Origin of the sequence: Nonomuraea sp. NPDC023979 (assembly GCF_040639085.1) — a bacterium.
Lineage (GTDB): Bacteria > Actinomycetota > Actinomycetes > Streptosporangiales > Streptosporangiaceae > Nonomuraea > Nonomuraea ceibae.
Genome location: NZ_JBEZZG010000002.1, coordinates 607,011 through 623,366 on the forward strand (window position 1 = coordinate 607,011; position 16,356 = coordinate 623,366).

Genomic DNA, 16,356 nt, shown 5'->3' on the forward strand with positions numbered 1-16,356 from the left:
GAATAAATGTGCGCATAGCGAACAGACAATCGGGAGAACATCGTGCGTCTCGCTCTCGCGGTCCCCCTCGTCCTGTTACTGGCCGCCGCGTGCGGCGGACCCCAGGCCCCGCCGGGCGAGGGCACGGGCAAGGACAAGGTCAACGCCGGTGTCATCGCGATCGTCGACACCGCGCCGATCCACCTGGGCAAGGCCAAGGGGTTCTTCGACGAGCAGGACATCGACCTGACGATCACCCCGGTCCAGGGCGGGGCGGCGAGCATCACGGGCGCGGTGAGCGGGCAGTTCCAGTTCGCCTTCGCCAACACCACCTCGCTGCTGACGGCCAAGCAGCAGGGGCTCGACATCAGGGTGGTGGCCAACGGCGTCTCCTCGACCGGCGAGCCGGGCAAGGACTTCAGCGCGGTGCTGGTCAAGCCGGGCAGCCCGATCAGGTCGGCCAAGGACCTGGCGGGCAAGAAGGTCTCGGTCAACCAGTTGAAGAACATCGGCGACACCACGATCCGCGCCTCGGTGCGCAAGGACGGCGGCGACCCGGACGGCATCGAGTTCGTCGAGCTGCCCTTCCCCGACGCCCCGGCCGCGCTGGAGAACGACAGGGTGGACGCCATCTGGGTGGTGGAGCCGTTCGTGAGCCAGGCGATCAGCCAGGGCGCCCGCCCGGTGGCGTGGAACTTCGCCGACGCCGCCGACGCGCTGACCGTGGCCATGTACTTCACCACGAGCCGGACCGACCCTGACCTGACCAAGCGGTTCACCGCGGCGATGCGCAAGTCGCTGGAGTACGCCGACACGCATCCGGACGAGGTGCGCCAGGTACTGTCGACGTACACGAAGATCGCGCCCGAGGTGATCGAGAAGATCTACCTGCCGAAGTGGCCCGCCGAGGTGAACCGCGCGTCGGTGCAGACGATCGCGGACCTGGCGCTGGCCGACGGCGTGCTGAACGCCGAGATCGACGTCTCGGAGCTGGTGCCGTGAGCCGGCCGCACCACGGGCTGCTCGGGCTGATCGGGCCGGCCGGGCTGCTGGCCGTGCTGGAGGCGGCGCCCCGGCTCGGGCTGGTCGATGAGCGGTTCCTGCCTCCGGCTTCGGAGATTCTGCGCACGCTCGCCGGCGAGCTGGCCACGGCCGGGCTGTGGGTGGCGCTGGGCGAGACGATGCGCGGCTGGGCGGCCGGGCTGGCGCTGGCGTTCGCGCTGGCGGTGGCGGCCGGGGTGGTGATCGGCGTCGTGCCGGGGCTGCGGGCGGCGACGAGCTCGACCGTGGAGTTCCTGCGGCCGATCCCGTCGGTGGCGCTGGTGCCGCTGGCGACGCTGCTGTTCGGGCCGTCGCTCGGGTCGACGTTGCTGCTGGTGGTGTACGCGTCGTTCTGGCAGGTGCTCATCCAGGTGCTGTACGGGGTCGCGGCGGTCGATGCGGTCGCCGACGACACCGCTCGCGCCTACGGGCTGTCGGCCTGGTCGCGGGTGCGGCACCTGGTGTGGCCGACCGCGCTGCCGTACGTGATGACGGGGCTCAGGCTGGCGGCGGCGGTGGCGTTCATCCTGGCGGTCACCGCGGAGCTGGTGATCGGCAGCCCCGGGCTGGGCGCGCAGATCCAGGTGGCGCAGAGCAGCGGCGCGGTCTCCACCGTGTACGCGCTCGTCGTCGTCGCCGGGCTGATCGGCATCGGCGTCAACACCGCCGTACGGCTGCTGGAACGCCGGGTGCTGGCCTGGCATCCGGCCGTGCGCGGGGAGGTGGCCGGGTGAGGGTCGTCAGGCTGCTCGGGGTGCCCGCGCTGCTGGTGCTGGTCTGGTGGGCGGTCAGCGGCGGGTCGTTCTACCTGCCGAGCCCGGACCGGGTCGCGGTGGCGTTCGCCGAGACGTGGCTCTCCGAGCGGCTGACCGGCGACGTGCTGCCCAGCGTGGGACGGCTGCTGGCGGGCTACGCGCTGGCGGCGCTGCTGGGGATCGGGCTGGGCGTGCCGATCGGGCTGTCGCCGAGGCTGCGGGCCACGCTGGAGCCGGTACTGGAGTTCTTCCGGGCGATCCCGCCGCCGGTGCTGGTCCCGCTGATCATGCTGCTGGCGGGCATCGACACGCCGATGAAGGTGCTCGTCATCGTCTCCGGCTGCGTGTGGCCCGTCCTGCTCAACACCGTCGAGGGCGTGCGCGCGCTGGACGGGGTGCTCGCCGACACCTGCCGGATGTACGGGGTGCGCGGCGGGTCGAGGCTACGCAGGTTCGTGCTGCCCGGGGCCGGCCCGCAGATCATGGCCGGGCTGCGGCAGGCCCTGTCGATCGGCATCATCCTCATGGTCATCAGCGAGATGTTCGCCAGCTCCAGCGGGCTCGGGTTCACGATCGTGCTGTTCCAGCGGCAGTTCCAGATCGCCGAGATGTGGAGCGGCATCCTGCTGCTCGGGCTGCTCGGGCTGGGCCTCTCGCTGCTCTTCCGCCGCCTGGAGCGGCGGGTCCTGTCCTGGTACTACGGCAGCGGAGCCGCGCGTGCTTGAGATCGACCGGCTGGGAAAGACGTACGAGAGCCCGGGACGCAGCGTCGAGGCGATCCGGTCGCTGACGTTCGAGGTGGCGGCCGGGGAGCTGGTGTGCGTCGTGGGGCCGTCCGGGTGCGGCAAGACGACGCTGCTGCGCATGGTCGCCGGGCTGCTCCCCGCGAGCACCGGCGAGGTGCGGCTGGACGGGGTGCCCGTCACCGGGCCGCCGCCGCGCATGGCGGTGGTCTTCCAGGAGTACGGCCGCAGCCTGTTCCCGTGGATGACCGTGTGGCAGAACGTGGAGTTGCCGTTGAAGGAGAAGAAGGTGCCCGCGCCGAGGCGCCGGGAGCTGGTCACGCAGTCGCTGGAGTCGGTGGGGCTGGCCGACGCCGCCCAGGCGCATCCGTGGCAGCTGTCCGGCGGCATGCAGCAGCGGGTGGCGATCGCCCGCGCGGTGGCGTACGAGCCTCAGGTGATGCTGATGGACGAGCCGTTCGCGGCCGTCGACGCGCAGACCCGGGCGGACCTGGAGGACCTGATCCTGCGCCTGTGGCGGGACCTGGAGGTGACCACGCTGTTCGTCACGCACGACATCGACGAGGCCGTCTACCTGGGACAGCGGGTGATCGTGCTGTCGTCGTCGCCGACGGTCGTCACCGAGGACCTGAAGATCGACCTGCCGCCTGACCGGGACCAGCTCAAAACCCGGTCGCTGCCCAGGTTCGGCGAGCTGCGCGGGCACGTCTACGCGCGGATCCAGGCGGCCAGGGGATGACGACGGTCAGGGACGCCACGTTCGAGGTGCTGCGCCGCACCGGGCCGACGACGATCTTCTGCAATCCGGGCTCGACCGAGGTGTCGCTGCTGACCGGGCTGCCCGACGACCTCACCTTCACGCTCGCGCTGCACGAGGGGTCGGTGGTCGGGATGGCCACCGGCTGGGCCATCGGGCACGACGCGCCCGCGCTGGCCGTGCTGCACACCACGGCCGGGCTGGGCAACGCCGTCGGCGCCATCGCCACCGCCCGGGTGAACCGGGTGCCGCTCGTCATTCTCGTCGGGCAGCAGGACCGGCGGCACCTGGCGCTGGAGCCGTTCCTGGCCGGGCGGCTGGCGGGGCTGGCCGGCGACTACCCGGTGCACGTCGACCAGCCGGTCCGGGCGCAGGACGTGCCCGGGGCCGTGGCCGCCGCCTGCCACCGGGCCGTCACGTACCGGGGGCCTGCGCTGGTCGTGGTGCCGATGGACGACTGGGCGGCGCCGTACGAGGGCGAGACCCCCGCGGCGCCCGCGCGGCTGGTGCGGGCGGAGGCGGCCGGTGACGTGGGGCCGCTGGCCGCGATGCTGGCCGGGGCGCGCTCCCCCGCGATCGTGGCAGGGGCGGGGGTGCGCGCCTGGGAGCCGCTGGTCGCGCTGGCGGAGCGGCTCGGGTGCCCGGTGTGGCAGGAGTCGTTCGGCGCGCGGGCCGGGTTCCCGCAGGACCATCCGCAGTACGCGGGCGTGCTGCCGGCCGACCGGCCGCGCCTGCGGGCCGCGCTCGCCGGGCACGACGTGGTGCTCGCCGTGGGTGCGCCGGTGTTCCGGCAGTACCCGTACGCGCCCGGGCCTCTGGTGGAGCCGGGCACTCTGGTCGCGCTCGTCACCGACGACCCCGAGGAGGCGCACCGCAGCCCGGCCGACCTGGCCTGCCTGGCCGCACCGGCCGCCGCCTGCGCCGCCCTGCTCGGCCTGGTGCCCGCCCGGCCCGTGACGGCCGTCCCCCGCTTGCGCGCCGAGGCACCCGGGCCGCCCCCGGGCGGGCGGCCGTTGCGGCCCGCCCACGTGCTGGCGGAGCTCGCCGCCCGGCTGCCCCGGGACGTGGTGCTCGTCGAGGAGACCCCGTCGTCGCGGCCCGACCTGCACCGGCTGATGCCGGCGCGCAACCCGCTCGGGTTCGTGTCGGCGGCGATGGGCGGGCTCGGGTTCGCGCTGCCCGCCGCCGTCGGGCTGCGGATGGCGCTGCCGGACCGGCCGGTCGTGGCGGTCGCCGGAGACGGGTCGGCCCTCTACGGCGTGCAGGCCCTGTGGAGCGCCGCCCACTACCGGGTGGGCGCGCTGTTCGTGGTGCTCGCCAACGGCCGGTACGCGATCATGGACCGGCTGGCCGACAAGCAGGGCGGCAAGGCCCCCTGGCCGGCCTTCGACGAGGTGAGCGTGAGCGGCCTGGCCAGGGCGCTCGGCTGCGAGGCCAGGCGGATCGACGACCACGCCGCGCTGACGGCGACGCTGGACGAGGTGATCCCGGCCCTGCGCACCCGCCCCGACCCTCTGCTGCTGGACATCCAGGTGAGCGTCGACCCCGACTTCCAACCCTGAGGAGGCGGTCGCGCGAAAACCGAACTTTCACAAGCTGTGACTCTATGATTACGTGATACTCACGCCTTCTCACCGAGATCGACAGAGCCGGCTGTGCTGCGGTGGTCATCGAGGCCCGTTCGCCCGAACAGGATCATCTCGACCGAGGTCTGTTGACGGGGTTGCGTCTTGCTCGGGTCGTTCCCAAGGGGCTTGCGGTCACCTGGCAGACCTCGGTCATGGACGGGCAGCCGGCCTGCTACGAAACGCTGGCCTCGAAGGCTCGCCTGATCTGCGTGGGCTGAGCGGGAAACGCAAAGGCCGGACGCCCGATTCCATCGGGAGGCCCGGCCTCACTTCCGCACCCCAGGGGATGCGGCACTGTCCAGTGTGCCTTACACAGTGTGGTCGGGCAAGTGTGATTCGACATCATGGCACTGTCACAGCGTCGCCGTAGCGCCCCAGGCGGTGGCGGTTTGTGGGATATGGCCGGTATCGTCACGAAATGGAGAGACGTCTGGAGGCGGAGCCGGAGTTCCGGGCCAGGCTCGTGGTCGAACCCGGGAAGCGGGTCGTGACCGGCGCCGCCGGGTTCTTCGCGCGTAATCGTCCTCTGGTCCAGCATGCGATGCGGGCCGCCGGCGAGGGGCCGGGGCTGCTGCGCTACTACTGGCGGGGCGCGGACCGGCGGCTGTACCGGGTGAGCGTCGAGGTGTCCGTCACCGGGCGCGGCACCGTGACCGGGCTGGAGGCGCGGCGGTGCGAGGCGCCGTGGGGGCTGACGGAGCGCGAGCACGAGGTGCTGACCTGCGTGGCCGCCGGCATGACGAACCCGGAGGCGGCCGAGCGCGTCGGGTGCGGGGCCCGTACCGTGGCCACGCATGTCGAGCGGATCCTGGTCAAGCTGGGCGCGCCGACGCGGACGGCGGCGGCGGCGCTGGCCGTGGACGAGGAGGCGCTGCTTGCGCCGTTCTCCGGGCCGGAGGGGTTCGCGGTCACGGCGGTGGGCCGGGTGACCGGCGGCTGCGCCCGGGCCGAGCCGGCGCCGAGGCCGGGGCCGGGCGGCGGGTCCGTCAGGCGGCCGATCCGGCTGGGCGCGATCTACCCGCTCGACGGGCCGAGGCGGTTCGACGCGCTGGCGATGCGGCGGGGCGCGGCGATCGCGGTGGAGGAGGTCAACGCGCGCGGCGGCGTGGGCGGGCGGCGGATCGACCACCTGGCGATCGAGGTGTCCGGCGACACGGACGGCGACCTGCTGCGCGCGGTGGAGTACCTGCGCTCGCACGACGTGGACGCCATCACGCTGGGCAACGTGAGCCCGCGCTACCACCTGGGCGCGATCACCCTGGCGGCCGAGTACCGGGCGCCGCTGATGCACGCGATGGTGTCGCCGTCGATCACCGAGCACGTGCACGACAATCCCGGCATGCTCGGGCAGACGTTCCAGGTGTGTGCCACCGAGACGGCGTACCTGTCCGGGTTCGTCCGGACGTTGGATCTGCTCGACACCTCCGGGCAGTGGCGGCCGGACAACCGGCGGCTGGTGGCGCTGGTGCGCGAGGACGACCACGACCCGCACCGGGCCGCCGAGCTGGACGAGCTGGCCGGGGCGCGCGGCTGGGACCTGGCCGCGATGGTGCCGATCGCCGACACGCGGGTGCCGTGGCCCGAGGTGGTGGCCGGCATCCAGGCGATCGAGCCGGCGGCCGTGCTGGTGTGCACGTACGTGGAGGACGAGCTGCGCCGGTTCCTGGAGGAGCTGCGCGGGTCAGGCAGCCGGTCGCTGGTCTACACGGTGTGGACGCCGACGATCCCCCGATTCGAGGAGCGGATGGAGGGGCTGGCCGAGGGCCTGCTGTGGTCCACGGTCATCGGCACGTACGGGGACCCGGTGAGCGCCAGGTTCATGCGCCGCTACCGGCACGCCTACGGGGACGAGCCGGGCAGCGGCAGCGCGGCCATCCACTACGACATGATCCACATGCTGGCCGGGGCCTGGTCGGAGGTCGGCAGGCCGTGGGACTTCGGGGCGGTGGTGCGCTCGCTGCGCGAGGGCGTGCACCGGGGGGCGGCGGGCCCGTACTACTTCGGCGGGCGCGGCCAGCGGGCGCTGGCCTACCCGGACGACACGTGGGACGCCTCGCTGGCCCACGCGCACCTCGTCCACCAGGTGCAGGACGGCCGCAGCCGGGTGATCGCGCCGGTGGAGCTGGCGCAGCACGCCTTCCGCGCCGGCCCAGCCCGGCCATGACAGCGCCGGCTCAGCCCGGCCGTGACAGCACCGGTTCACGGCTCCGGCTCAGCTCAGCCATGACGGCGCGGCGGGCGAGCCGAGCCCGGCGCCGCCGTCGGCGGCCAGCACGTGCCCGTTGACCCAGGCCGACTCGCCGGAGCAGAGCCACAGCAGGCTGGGCACGATGTCGCCGGGCCCGGCGACGCGGCCGGCCGGGCTGCCGGCGGCGACGGCCTCGACGTAGGCGGCCGGGACCGGGTTCAGCGCGGAGCCCACGTCGACGAAGCCCGGGGCGACGGCGTTGACCCGGACGCCCAGCGGGCCCAGCTCCAGCGCGAGGCCGCGGGTCACGGCCTCCAGCGCGGCCTTGGAGGCGGCGTAGACGGTGGTGCCGGGGCGCGGACGGCCCGCCCCGCCCGAGCTGGTGAACACGACGGCGGCCGGGCGGCCCGCGCACAGGCCGGCCAGCGTGGTGGCGGCCATCAGCGCCGAGCGGGTGTTGACGGCCATGACCCGGTCGAACAGCTCCTCGGTCGACTCCAGCGCCCGCCGCGCCGGGAACAGCCCCGCCACGTGCAGCAGCGCGTCCAGCGGGCCGTGGGACCGCCACGCCTCCCGCACGACGGCCGCGGCGGCGCCCGGCTCGGCCAGGTCGGCGGCCAGCTCGGCGCCGGCCCCGGGCGCGTCGGCGGCGACCACCCGCGCCCCCTCGCGCGACAGCGCCGCGCAGGCCGCCGCGCCGATCCCGCCCGCCGCGCCCAGCACGAGCACCGTACGGCCGGCGAACCTCACGAGCCGTCCCCGGCGCGGAAGGCGCGGGCGACCTCCTGGCAGGTGCGGAAGGCCAGCGGCCGTTCCAGGCAGGCGTCGAGGAAGCGCTCCAGCCCGATCATCCGGTGCCCCCGGCCGATCACCTGCGGGTGGAACGTCAGCACGCACACGCCGCCCGGCTCCTCCCGGACCATGTAGTCCACGTCGTCCAGGAAGTTGCCGAACACCGTGCCCGGATCGCGCAGCCCCGGCATGATCGCCGTGTCCGTCCGCAGATACTCGAACTGCGGGTAGTCGTCCAGCGACCAGGAGACCGGCAGCTCGACCAGCGGCGTCGGCTCCCCGAACCGGTACGGCCCGTCGGCGTCGGCCACGTCGCCGCGCCTGGCGTAGTAGGGCGTGTAGTCGGTGCCCATCAGGCTGGAGTCGTACTCGCAGCCCAGCTCCAGCAGCACGTCCACGGTCGAGGCGGTGAAGTCCCAGCTCGGCGTCCGGTTGCCGGTGGGCTCGTAGCCGGTGACCCTCCTGATGGAGTCGCGGGCCCGCACGGCCGCCGCGAGCTCGCCGGCCCGGTCGAGCTTCGACACCGGCTCGTGCGCGTAGCCGTGCAGGGCGATCTCGTGCCCGGCCTCGGCGATGGCGGCGCACTCGGCCGGATAGGTGTCGACAGTGTGGCCGGGGACGAAGAACGTCGCGGTGATCCCGCGCCTGGCCAGCGCCTTGAGGATGCGCGGCATCGCGTGCGCGCCGAACTCGCCGCGCGAGACCGGCCCCGGCGACGTCATCCCGCGCGCCAGCCAGAGCGAGATGGCGTCGAAGTCGAACGTCAGGCAGATCGTGTTCTCAGGCATGGCCCTCCTCAGGGAAGCAGACCTCGGGTACGGCGCCGGGCTCGAACACGTCGTCCAGCCGCCACCGCTCGTACGGGTGCGAACAGGGCGGCTCCGGCGCGATGCTGAGCTCCCGCCGGTTCAGGTCCATCAGCACCGAGTAGACGGTCGTCACCACCTCGGCGGCGGGGACGTCCGGGTCGGCGTGCCGGCAGATGCTGTCGGGGTGGGAGTAGTGGTCGCGCAGCGCGGCGACGAGGTCGCGCGGTTCCAGCGTGCGCGCGGCGGCTGCGTCCTCCAGCAGGTGTCGCGCCCTCGCCGGCCGCAGCAGCGTGAGCGCCGAGGTGGCTGCCTTCCTGTCGGTCAGCGGCAGCGGGCACTGGAAGTGGTTGGAGTGCGTGATCAGCCCGCCCTCCGGCAGCAGCGCGCCGAACACTCCCGGCGCCACCTCCAGGTCGATCGCCTCGCCTCCGGCGTCGGCGATGAGCAGGTTGCCGGAGGAGATCCGCGTCACGTCCAGCGCCTTGCGGTGCGCCTCGCTCATCGTGCGCGACTGCAGCACGCCGCGCAGCAGATAGTGGTACGGCACCCCGGCGCCCCCGGTGTCGCGGTCGGAGACCAGCAGGTTCGCGCACACGCCGAGCCCCGCCGAGTTGAGTCCCGACTTGGCCAGCATCCCGGCCTCGGCCAGCGTCAGCACCGCGAACCCGTCGGTGTCGCGGGTCGCCAGCAGGAACGTGACCGGGCCCTGCTCCGGGTGCCAGTCCCAGTTCTGCGCGAGCAGCGTGTGGCCGTCGCGGGTGTGCTTGCCGATGGCCGCGACCGAGGTGCATCCCTCGTCCCGGTAGCCGGTCCCGTACAGCATCTCGGTGCGCGCGTTGAGCGCGGTGATGTGCTCGACCGGCCGGCCCGCGCCGGCGGCGAGCCCTTCGAGCATCCGCGCGATGCGGGGGTCGTAGTCCCTGGCGACCTCCAGGTAGGTGGCGCCCCAGCGGCGCACGTCGGCGTCGCCGAGCCCGGCCTGGTCGCGGAAGCGGCGCAGGTAGGTGCCGAGGCTCTGCTCGACCAGGCCGGCGGTGCGGCGGCCGAGCTCGGCGCCCATCTCCTCGTAGGTGCCCTGGACCGCGACAACGGGTGGGTTCATGGTCGGTTCCCTCCTAGTGCAGGCGCCGGTGGGCGGTCTCCCGCATGCCGATCACGACGAGGAGCGTGACGAACGCGGAGACGATCGGCAGCACCACGGGCGACATGTCGGACCCGGTGAGCTGGATCGCGCCCGTGGCCACGAAAGGCGCCGTGCCGCCGAACGCCATGACCGCGAAGTTGTAGCCGATGGACATCGTCGAATACCGCAGCTTCGTCGGGAACATCTCCGACAGCGCCGCCGGGCCGGGTCCCGAGAACATGGCCAGGACGACCGCGATGACGATCTGCCCGGCGAACACGCCGAACGTGCCGCCGTGCTGCAGCAGCAGCATGACCGGCCAGCTCAGCACCAGGAACCCGGCGGCTGCCGCGATGAGCAGCGGCTTGCGCCCGACCCGGTCCGACAGCGCGCCGAACGAGGCGATGCACACGGTCAGCACGACCAGCCCGACGATGTTGGAGGCCCGCGCCACGCCCGGGTCCACCCCGGCCACGTCCGCCAGCCAGGTCGGCAGGTAGGTGAGGAAGAAGAAGTACGCGACCGTCCACAGCATGGTGAAGCCGAACCCGCGCAGGATGCTCGGGAACTCGGTGCGCAGCCCCTCCTTGAGCGGGCTCTTGGCCGTCGCGCCCTTCTCCTGCTCCTCGGCGAACGCCGGCGTCTCGTCCAGGCCGTACCGGAGCCAGAGCGCGGCCACGGCCGTCAGCGCCGACAGCAGGAACGGGATCCGCCACGCCCAGGCGAGCACCTGCTCCTCGGTGAAGATCGTGGAGTTGAGCGCCACCACGCCGGAGGCGAGCAGGAAGCCGGCCGCCGTGGAGACCTGGTTGAAGCTGCCGAAGAAGCCGCGCCGCCGCGCCGGGGCGTACTCGACGAGGAAGGCCGCCGAGCCCGCCCACTCGCCCGCCACCGAGAAGCCCTGCACCATCCGTAGGACCACCAGCAGCAGCGGCGCGAGCACGCCGATGCTCTCGTACGTGGGCAGCAGGCCGATCAGCGTGGTGGCCGCGCCCATCAGGAGCACGCTGACCACCAGCGCGATCCGGCGGCCGAACTTGTCGCCGACGTGCCCGAACGTGATCGCGCCGAGCGGGCGCATGAGGAAGCCGACGGCGAACACCGCGAACGTGTAGAGGGTGCCGACGAGGCCGTCCGATTCGGGGAAGAACAGCTTGCCCAGTGTGGCGGCGGTGTAGCCGTACACCAGGTTGTCGTAGTTCTCCATGATGTTGCCGAAGGAGCCGGCGACGACGGCGCGCATGGAGCCGCCGGTCCGGTTCAGGGTGCTGTTGTCGCTCATCGCGACCTCTCACTTCTCGGGGGGGTCATGAGGCGGTGTAGCCGCCGTCGACCGGCAGCAGGACGCCGGTGACGAACGACGCGCGGGGCGAGGCCAGGTAGGCGACCGCCTCGGCCACGTCGGCGGGGTCGCCCGGGCGGGCCATCGGGGCGCGTTCGATCCGGGGCCTGAGCTGGTCGTCGGAGAGCTGCCGCAGCAGCGGCGTGACGAACACGCCGGGCAGCACGGCGTTGACGCGGATGCCGCGGCCGGCCAGCTCGACGGCCGCGGTCCTGGTGAGCATGTGCAGCCCGGCCTTGCTGACCTGGTAGGCCACGGAGGAGGGCGGCGAGGGCGGGCCGGGCGGCGGCACCTGGCCGTAGACGGAGCCGATGTTGACGACGCTGGCGTGCGGGCTGGCGGTCAGCTCGGCGGCGAAGGCGCGGATGCCGGTCCACGGCGCCCACAGGTTGGTGCGCAGGACCCGGTCCCAGTCGTCGTCGGCGGTGTCGAGCAGGCCGCTGCGGACGCTGACGCCGGCGTTGTTGACGAGGATGTCGAGCCGGCCGTGGGTGGCGCGGACGGTCTCGGCGAAGGCGTCCCAGGAGTCGCGGTCGCGTACGTCCAGGGGGTGGTAGAGGGCGCCGGCCGACGGCGGGCGGTCGTCGCGAAGGTCGCCGTAGACGACCTGGGCGCCGCGTGCGCGCAGGCCGTCGACGATGGCGGCGCCGAGACCGGCGGCGCCGCCGGTGACGGCGGCGACCAGTCCTTCGAGCTCCATGGTCCTCCCTCCCTACCGGCGTATGCCCTGGTAGGGGCTTTGAGGACCATCCTGGGCCGGTGGGCGGCCCGTGGCGTCCGTCAGATGACGGATGTGCGCTCGGCGGCCTCCACCACGTTGGACAGCAGGAGGGCGCGGGTCATCGGGCCGACGCCGCCCGGGTTGGGCGTGAGGAAGCCGGCGACGTCGTCCACGTCGGCCGCCACGTCACCGGCGATCTTGCCGTTGACGCGGGAGACGCCGACGTCGAGCACGGCGGCGCCCGGCTTGACCATGTCGGCGGTGATAAGGTCGGGCACCCCGGCCGCGGCCACCACGATGTCGGCGCGGCGCACGTGCGCGGCCAGGTCCTGGGTGCCGGTGTGGCAGAGGGTCACGGTCGCGTTCTCGCTGCGGCGGGTCAGCAGCAGGCCGAGCGAGCGGCCCACGGTGATGCCGCGGCCGACCACGGCGACCTCGGCGCCCTTGATCGGCACCCCGTACTGCTGCAGGAGCAGGACGATGCCGTGGGGCGTGCACGGGAGCGGCGCGTCGACCATGTGGACCAGGCGGCCCAGGTTGACCGGGTGGAGGCCGTCGGCGTCCTTGGCCGGGTCCATCCGCTCCAGCAGCGCCATCGTGTCGAGGTGCTTGGGCAGCGGGAGCTGGACGATGTAGCCGGTGCAGGAGGGCGAGGCGTTGAGCTCGTCGATGGCGGCCTCGACGTCGGCCTGGGTGGCGGTCGCGGGCAGGTCGACGCGGATGGAGGAGATGCCGACCTCGGCGCAGTCGCGGTGCTTGCCCGCCACGTAGATCTGGCTGCCCGGGTCGTCGCCGACCAGCACGGTGCCGAGGCCGGGCGTGATGCCACGCTCCTTGAGCGCGGTCACCCGGGCCGCCAGGTCCGCCTTGATCTTCGCTGCCGTCGCCTTGCCGTCGAGTCTCACTGCGCTCATGCGGTCAATCCTTCCACGCTCCGGCTGCCGGGCGTCCACGACCCGAATGACATCGTTGTCATCGGACTTTGGACGGCATATGGTGACCTTCGCCGGAATTGCGCGCTCCCTCGAGAGGTGGTCATGTCCGCTCACCCCCGCCCGCCCGCACGCCGATGACGTACGTACTCGCCATCGACATCGGAGGCACCAAGCTCGCCGCCGCGCTGGTGGACGAGGAGGGCGCCGTGCTGCGTTCCGCCACCCGGCCCACGCCCCGCGAGCAGGTCATGGCCGCGCTCGGCGGGCTCGTCGACGAGGTGACCGGCGACGGGCCCGCGCCGGTCGCCGTGGGGATCGGCTGCGCCGGGCCGCTCGACCGCGGCACCGTCAGCCCGGTGAACATGCCGAGCTGGCGGCGCTTCCCGCTGCGCGACGAGGTGCGGGCGCTGACCGGGCTGCCCACCGTGCTCGCCGGCGACGCCCAGTGCATGGCGCTCGGGGAGCACTGGCTCGGCGCCGGGCGCGGCAGCTCGGCGCTGCTGGGCGTGGTCGTCTCCACCGGCATCGGCGGCGGCCTCGTCATCGGCGGGCGGCCGCTGCTCGGCCCCACCGGCAACGCCGGGCACGTCGGCCACATGACGATCGACCCGTACGGCGAGCGCTGCGAGTGCGGCGGGCGCGGCTGCGTCGAGCGCTACGCCAGCGGCCCCAACATGACCCGCTGGGCCCTGGAGAACGGCTGGCGCCCCGGCTCGGAGCACCCCGAGACAGCGCGCCCGGACGCGCGGATGCTGGCCCGCGACGCGGCGGACGGCGATCCGGTCGCCGTGGCCGCCTTCGAGCGGGGGGCCGCGGCGCTGGCCGGGATGATCGCCTCCACGGCTGCCGCCACCGAGGTGAGCACCGTGGTCGTCGGCGGCGGGGTGTCGGGCGCCGGGCCGGTGCTGTTCGAGCCGCTGGCGCGGGCCCTCGACGACGTCGGCGGGCTGGCGTTCGTCAGGGCGGTGCGGGTCCGGCCGACCACCCTGGGAGTACGGGCCGGGCTGGCCGGCGCCGCCAAACTGGCCTGGGACTACTCGCGCTCGGCGAACTGAGCCTCACGCCGCTCGATGATCCGGCGGGTGAACGGGATGAGCTCGACGACCCGCCCGCCCAGGTAGGCGCCGATGAACGCGAGCAGGATGAGCACGAAGGGGCTGGTCGCGAACCCGTTCACGGCGATGAGGGCCTGCAGGGATGCGTCGAGCAGTGTCATAAGGGACTCCGGGGAGCAATCACGCGGCGGAAGCCCTCAGATTAACCGCACCATGCGGATGCTTGACCCGTTTTTGGGTGACCCGCTCCGGCAGGCCACCCTTTCGGCATCAGTGGAAGAAGTGCCGCGTGCCGGTGAAGTAGAGCGCCACGCCCGCTTTCTCCACGGCCTCGATGACCTCCTGGTCACGCACCGAGCCGCCCGGCTCGACGATGGCCCTGACGCCCGCCTCGATGAGCACCTGCGGCCCGTCGGCGAACGGGAAGAACGCGTCGGACGCGGCCACTGAACCCGCCGCCCGCTCCCCCGCGCGCGACACCGCCAGCCGGCACGAGTCGACCCGGTTGACCTGGCCCATGCCGACGCCCACCGTGGCCAGGTCGCCGGCCAGCAGGATCGCGTTGGACTTGACCGAACGCGCCGCCCGCCAGGCGAACACCAGGTCGGCCATCAGCGCCGGCGACACCGGCTCGCCCGCCTTGAGCTGCCAGGTCGCCGGGTCGTCGCCGGCCGCGTCGATCCGGTCGACCTGCTGCACCAGCAGCCCGCCGTCGATGCGGCGGAACTCGGCCGGGTTGACCGGGCCGCTCGGGCAGACCAGCAGGCGGATGTTCTTCTTCTGCGTGAGCACGGCCAGCGCCTCGGGCTCGTAGGAGGGCGCCACCACGACCTCGGTGAACACCTCGGCGATCTGCCTGGCCAGCTCGGCGGTGACCGCGCCGTTGACCGCGATCACGCCGCCGTAGGCGGAGACGGGGTCGCAGGCGTGCGCCTTGCGGTGGGCCTCGGCCACGTCGGCGCCGACGGCGATGCCGCACGGGTTCTGGTGCTTGATGATGGCGACGCACGGGCCGGTGAAGTCCCAGGCCGCGCGCCAGGCGGCGTCGGCGTCCAGGTAGTTGTTGTAGGACATCTCCTTGCCGTGCAGCTGCTCGGCGTTGGCCAGGCCGTCGCCGCCCGCGCTGTAGAGGGCCGCGGCCTGGTGCGGGTTCTCGCCGTAGCGCAGCGCGCTCTTGCGCTCCCAGGTGGCGCCCATGAACTGCGGCCACGTCTCCTGCTCGGCGTAGCCGTTGGCGAACCAGGACGCCACGGCCACGTCGTAGGCGGCGGTGTGGGCGTAGGCGGCGCCCGCCAGCCGGCGGCGCTCGGTGAGCGTGAAGCCGCCGTGGTCGAGCGCGGCCAGCACGTCGCCGTAGGCGGCGGGGTCGACCACGACCGCGCAGGTGCTGTGGTTCTTGGCCGCGCCGCGGATCATCGCGGGCCCGCCGATGTCGATCTGCTCCACGCACTCCGCGTCGGACGCGCCCGAGGCGACCGTCTGCTGGAACGGGTAGAGGTTGACCACCACGAGCTGGAACGGGTCGATCTCCAGCTCGTCGAGCTGCGCCACGTGGTGCGGCTTGTTGAGGTCGGCCAGCATGCCGGCGTGCACGCGCGGGTGCAGGGTCTTGACCCGCCCGTCGAGGCACTCGGGGAAGCCGGTGAGCTGCTCGACCTTGGTGACCGGAATCCCGTAGGAGGCGATGGCCGCCGCCGTGCCGCCCGTCGAGACGATCTCCACCCCCGCCCCGTCCAGGGCTCTGGCCAGCTCCTCCAGCCCCGACTTGTCGTAGACGGCGATGAGAGCGCGCCGGATGGCGATGCGAGTCACGTGCTTTCCCCTCCTGATGGGTTACCGATGCGGACGCTGCGTCCGCTGACCGTCCAGCCCTCGCGGGCCATCCGGCCGACGACGTCGACGAGCAGGCGGCGCTCGACGGTCTTGATGCGCTCGTGCAGGGTCGCCTCGTCGTCGGCGGGCAGCACGGGCACGGCCTCCTGCGCGACGATCGGCCCGGTGTCGACGCCGGCGTCGGCCAGCATCACCGTGCACCCCGTCACCTTGACCCCGTGGGCCAGCGCGTCACGCACCCCGTGGGCGCCGGGGAAGGCCGGCAGCAGCGCGGGGTGGGTGTTGAGCAGCGGGAACTCCTCCAGGGTCGGAGCTCCGACGATCTTCATGAAGCCGGCCGAGACGACCAGGTCCGGCTTGTGGGCGGCGATCTCCGCCGCGAGCGCGGCATCCCACGCGGCCCGGGACGGGTAATCGCCCAACTTTCGGACAAAAGTGGGTATACCTGCGCGAGATGCTCTAGCCAGTCCTTCGATGCCATCCCGGTCCGCACCGACGGCCACGACCCGGGCTCCGTAAGACGGATCGGCGGAAGCGTCCAGGAGGGCCTGTAGGTTTGTTCCAGAGCCGGAGACGAGGACGACGAGCCGCGCAGCCTTGGACACGCACACTCCCATGAGGATTCCGGGTTGGGGCTGCCAGCGTATCTGTTCCC

At 73.1% G+C, this 16,356-nt stretch carries 17 protein-coding genes; 8 read left to right on the forward strand and 9 right to left on the reverse strand.

What is annotated here, in order from left to right:
• Positions 1-42 precede the first annotated feature (42 nt).
• The 7 genes from AB0G11_RS06095 to AB0G11_RS06125 all read left to right on the forward strand — a co-directional run bounded on the left by AB0G11_RS06095 (position 43) and on the right by AB0G11_RS06125 (position 7,067).
• Positions 43-981, forward strand: a complete 939-nt coding sequence (locus tag AB0G11_RS06095; protein WP_308125618.1) for an ABC transporter substrate-binding protein — start codon at positions 43-45, stop codon at positions 979-981.
• Positions 978-1,754, forward strand: coding sequence for an ABC transporter permease subunit (locus AB0G11_RS06100; protein ID WP_219500650.1), 777 nt, complete (start codon positions 978-980; stop codon positions 1,752-1,754). The genes AB0G11_RS06095 and AB0G11_RS06100 overlap by 4 nt, the downstream gene beginning before the upstream one ends.
• The gene (locus AB0G11_RS06105) at positions 1,751-2,500 is read left to right on the forward strand and encodes an ABC transporter permease (RefSeq protein WP_357584277.1); all 750 of its coding nucleotides are present in this window, start codon (positions 1,751-1,753) and stop codon (positions 2,498-2,500) included. The genes AB0G11_RS06100 and AB0G11_RS06105 overlap by 4 nt, the downstream gene beginning before the upstream one ends.
• A complete protein-coding gene (locus AB0G11_RS06110; protein ID WP_357584279.1) occupies positions 2,493-3,257 on the forward strand; it encodes an ABC transporter ATP-binding protein in 765 nt (254 codons plus the stop codon). The genes AB0G11_RS06105 and AB0G11_RS06110 overlap by 8 nt, the downstream gene beginning before the upstream one ends.
• Positions 3,254-4,837, forward strand: a complete 1,584-nt coding sequence (locus AB0G11_RS06115; RefSeq protein ID WP_357584281.1) for a thiamine pyrophosphate-dependent enzyme — start codon at positions 3,254-3,256, stop codon at positions 4,835-4,837. Before AB0G11_RS06110 ends, AB0G11_RS06115 begins: the two co-directional genes overlap by 4 nt.
• Positions 4,838-4,938: 101 nt before the next feature.
• Positions 4,939-5,121: a hypothetical protein gene (locus AB0G11_RS06120; protein ID WP_357584283.1), complete on the forward strand. Its 183-nt coding sequence runs from the start codon at positions 4,939-4,941 to the stop codon at positions 5,119-5,121.
• Positions 5,122-5,321: 200 nt separating this feature from the next.
• The gene (locus tag AB0G11_RS06125; RefSeq protein WP_357584285.1) at positions 5,322-7,067 is read left to right on the forward strand and encodes an ABC transporter substrate-binding protein; all 1,746 of its coding nucleotides are present in this window, start codon (positions 5,322-5,324) and stop codon (positions 7,065-7,067) included.
• A 48-nt stretch (positions 7,068-7,115) separates the two neighbouring features.
• On the opposite strand, the gene AB0G11_RS06130 is transcribed toward AB0G11_RS06125, so the two are convergent.
• The 6 genes from AB0G11_RS06130 to AB0G11_RS06155 form a co-directional block, all read right to left on the reverse strand.
• Complete coding sequence (locus AB0G11_RS06130) at positions 7,116-7,841, reverse strand: SDR family oxidoreductase (RefSeq protein WP_219500641.1); 726 nt, start codon at positions 7,839-7,841, stop codon at positions 7,116-7,118.
• Positions 7,838-8,671 (reverse strand): polysaccharide deacetylase, encoded by an 834-nt coding sequence (locus tag AB0G11_RS06135; protein WP_357584287.1) that lies wholly within the window; start codon positions 8,669-8,671, stop codon positions 7,838-7,840. Before AB0G11_RS06135 ends, AB0G11_RS06130 begins: the two co-directional genes overlap by 4 nt.
• Positions 8,664-9,794: a C45 family peptidase gene (locus AB0G11_RS06140; RefSeq protein ID WP_357584289.1), complete on the reverse strand. Its 1,131-nt coding sequence runs from the start codon at positions 9,792-9,794 to the stop codon at positions 8,664-8,666. The genes AB0G11_RS06135 and AB0G11_RS06140 overlap by 8 nt, the downstream gene beginning before the upstream one ends.
• Positions 9,795-9,807: 13 nt before the next feature.
• Positions 9,808-11,097, reverse strand: a complete 1,290-nt coding sequence (locus AB0G11_RS06145; RefSeq protein WP_219500636.1) for an MFS transporter — start codon at positions 11,095-11,097, stop codon at positions 9,808-9,810.
• A gap of 25 nt (positions 11,098-11,122) precedes the next feature.
• A complete protein-coding gene (locus AB0G11_RS06150) occupies positions 11,123-11,857 on the reverse strand; it encodes an SDR family oxidoreductase (protein ID WP_357584291.1) in 735 nt (244 codons plus the stop codon).
• Between the two features lie 80 nt (positions 11,858-11,937).
• Entirely contained in the window at positions 11,938-12,792 is an 855-nt protein-coding gene (locus AB0G11_RS06155; RefSeq protein ID WP_357584293.1) for a bifunctional methylenetetrahydrofolate dehydrogenase/methenyltetrahydrofolate cyclohydrolase, read from the reverse strand.
• 155 nt (positions 12,793-12,947) lie between these two features.
• Between AB0G11_RS06155 and AB0G11_RS06160 the strand changes: the two genes are divergently transcribed.
• Positions 12,948-13,868 (forward strand): ROK family protein, encoded by a 921-nt coding sequence (locus AB0G11_RS06160; RefSeq protein WP_219500632.1) that lies wholly within the window; start codon positions 12,948-12,950, stop codon positions 13,866-13,868.
• Here AB0G11_RS06160 and AB0G11_RS06165 read toward each other — a convergent pair.
• The 3 genes from AB0G11_RS06165 to purN all read right to left on the reverse strand — a co-directional run bounded on the left by AB0G11_RS06165 (position 13,847) and on the right by purN (position 16,318).
• Positions 13,847-14,029, reverse strand: a complete 183-nt coding sequence (locus AB0G11_RS06165; RefSeq protein ID WP_219500799.1) for a hypothetical protein — start codon at positions 14,027-14,029, stop codon at positions 13,847-13,849. The genes AB0G11_RS06160 and AB0G11_RS06165 overlap by 22 nt on opposite strands.
• Positions 14,030-14,138: 109 nt before the next feature.
• Complete coding sequence (gene purH / locus AB0G11_RS06170) at positions 14,139-15,680, reverse strand: bifunctional phosphoribosylaminoimidazolecarboxamide formyltransferase/IMP cyclohydrolase (RefSeq protein WP_357584295.1); 1,542 nt, start codon at positions 15,678-15,680, stop codon at positions 14,139-14,141.
• Positions 15,677-16,318, reverse strand: a complete 642-nt coding sequence (gene purN / locus AB0G11_RS06175) for a phosphoribosylglycinamide formyltransferase (RefSeq protein WP_219500630.1) — start codon at positions 16,316-16,318, stop codon at positions 15,677-15,679. Before purN ends, purH begins: the two co-directional genes overlap by 4 nt.
• Between the last annotated feature and the right edge of the window lie 38 nt (positions 16,319-16,356).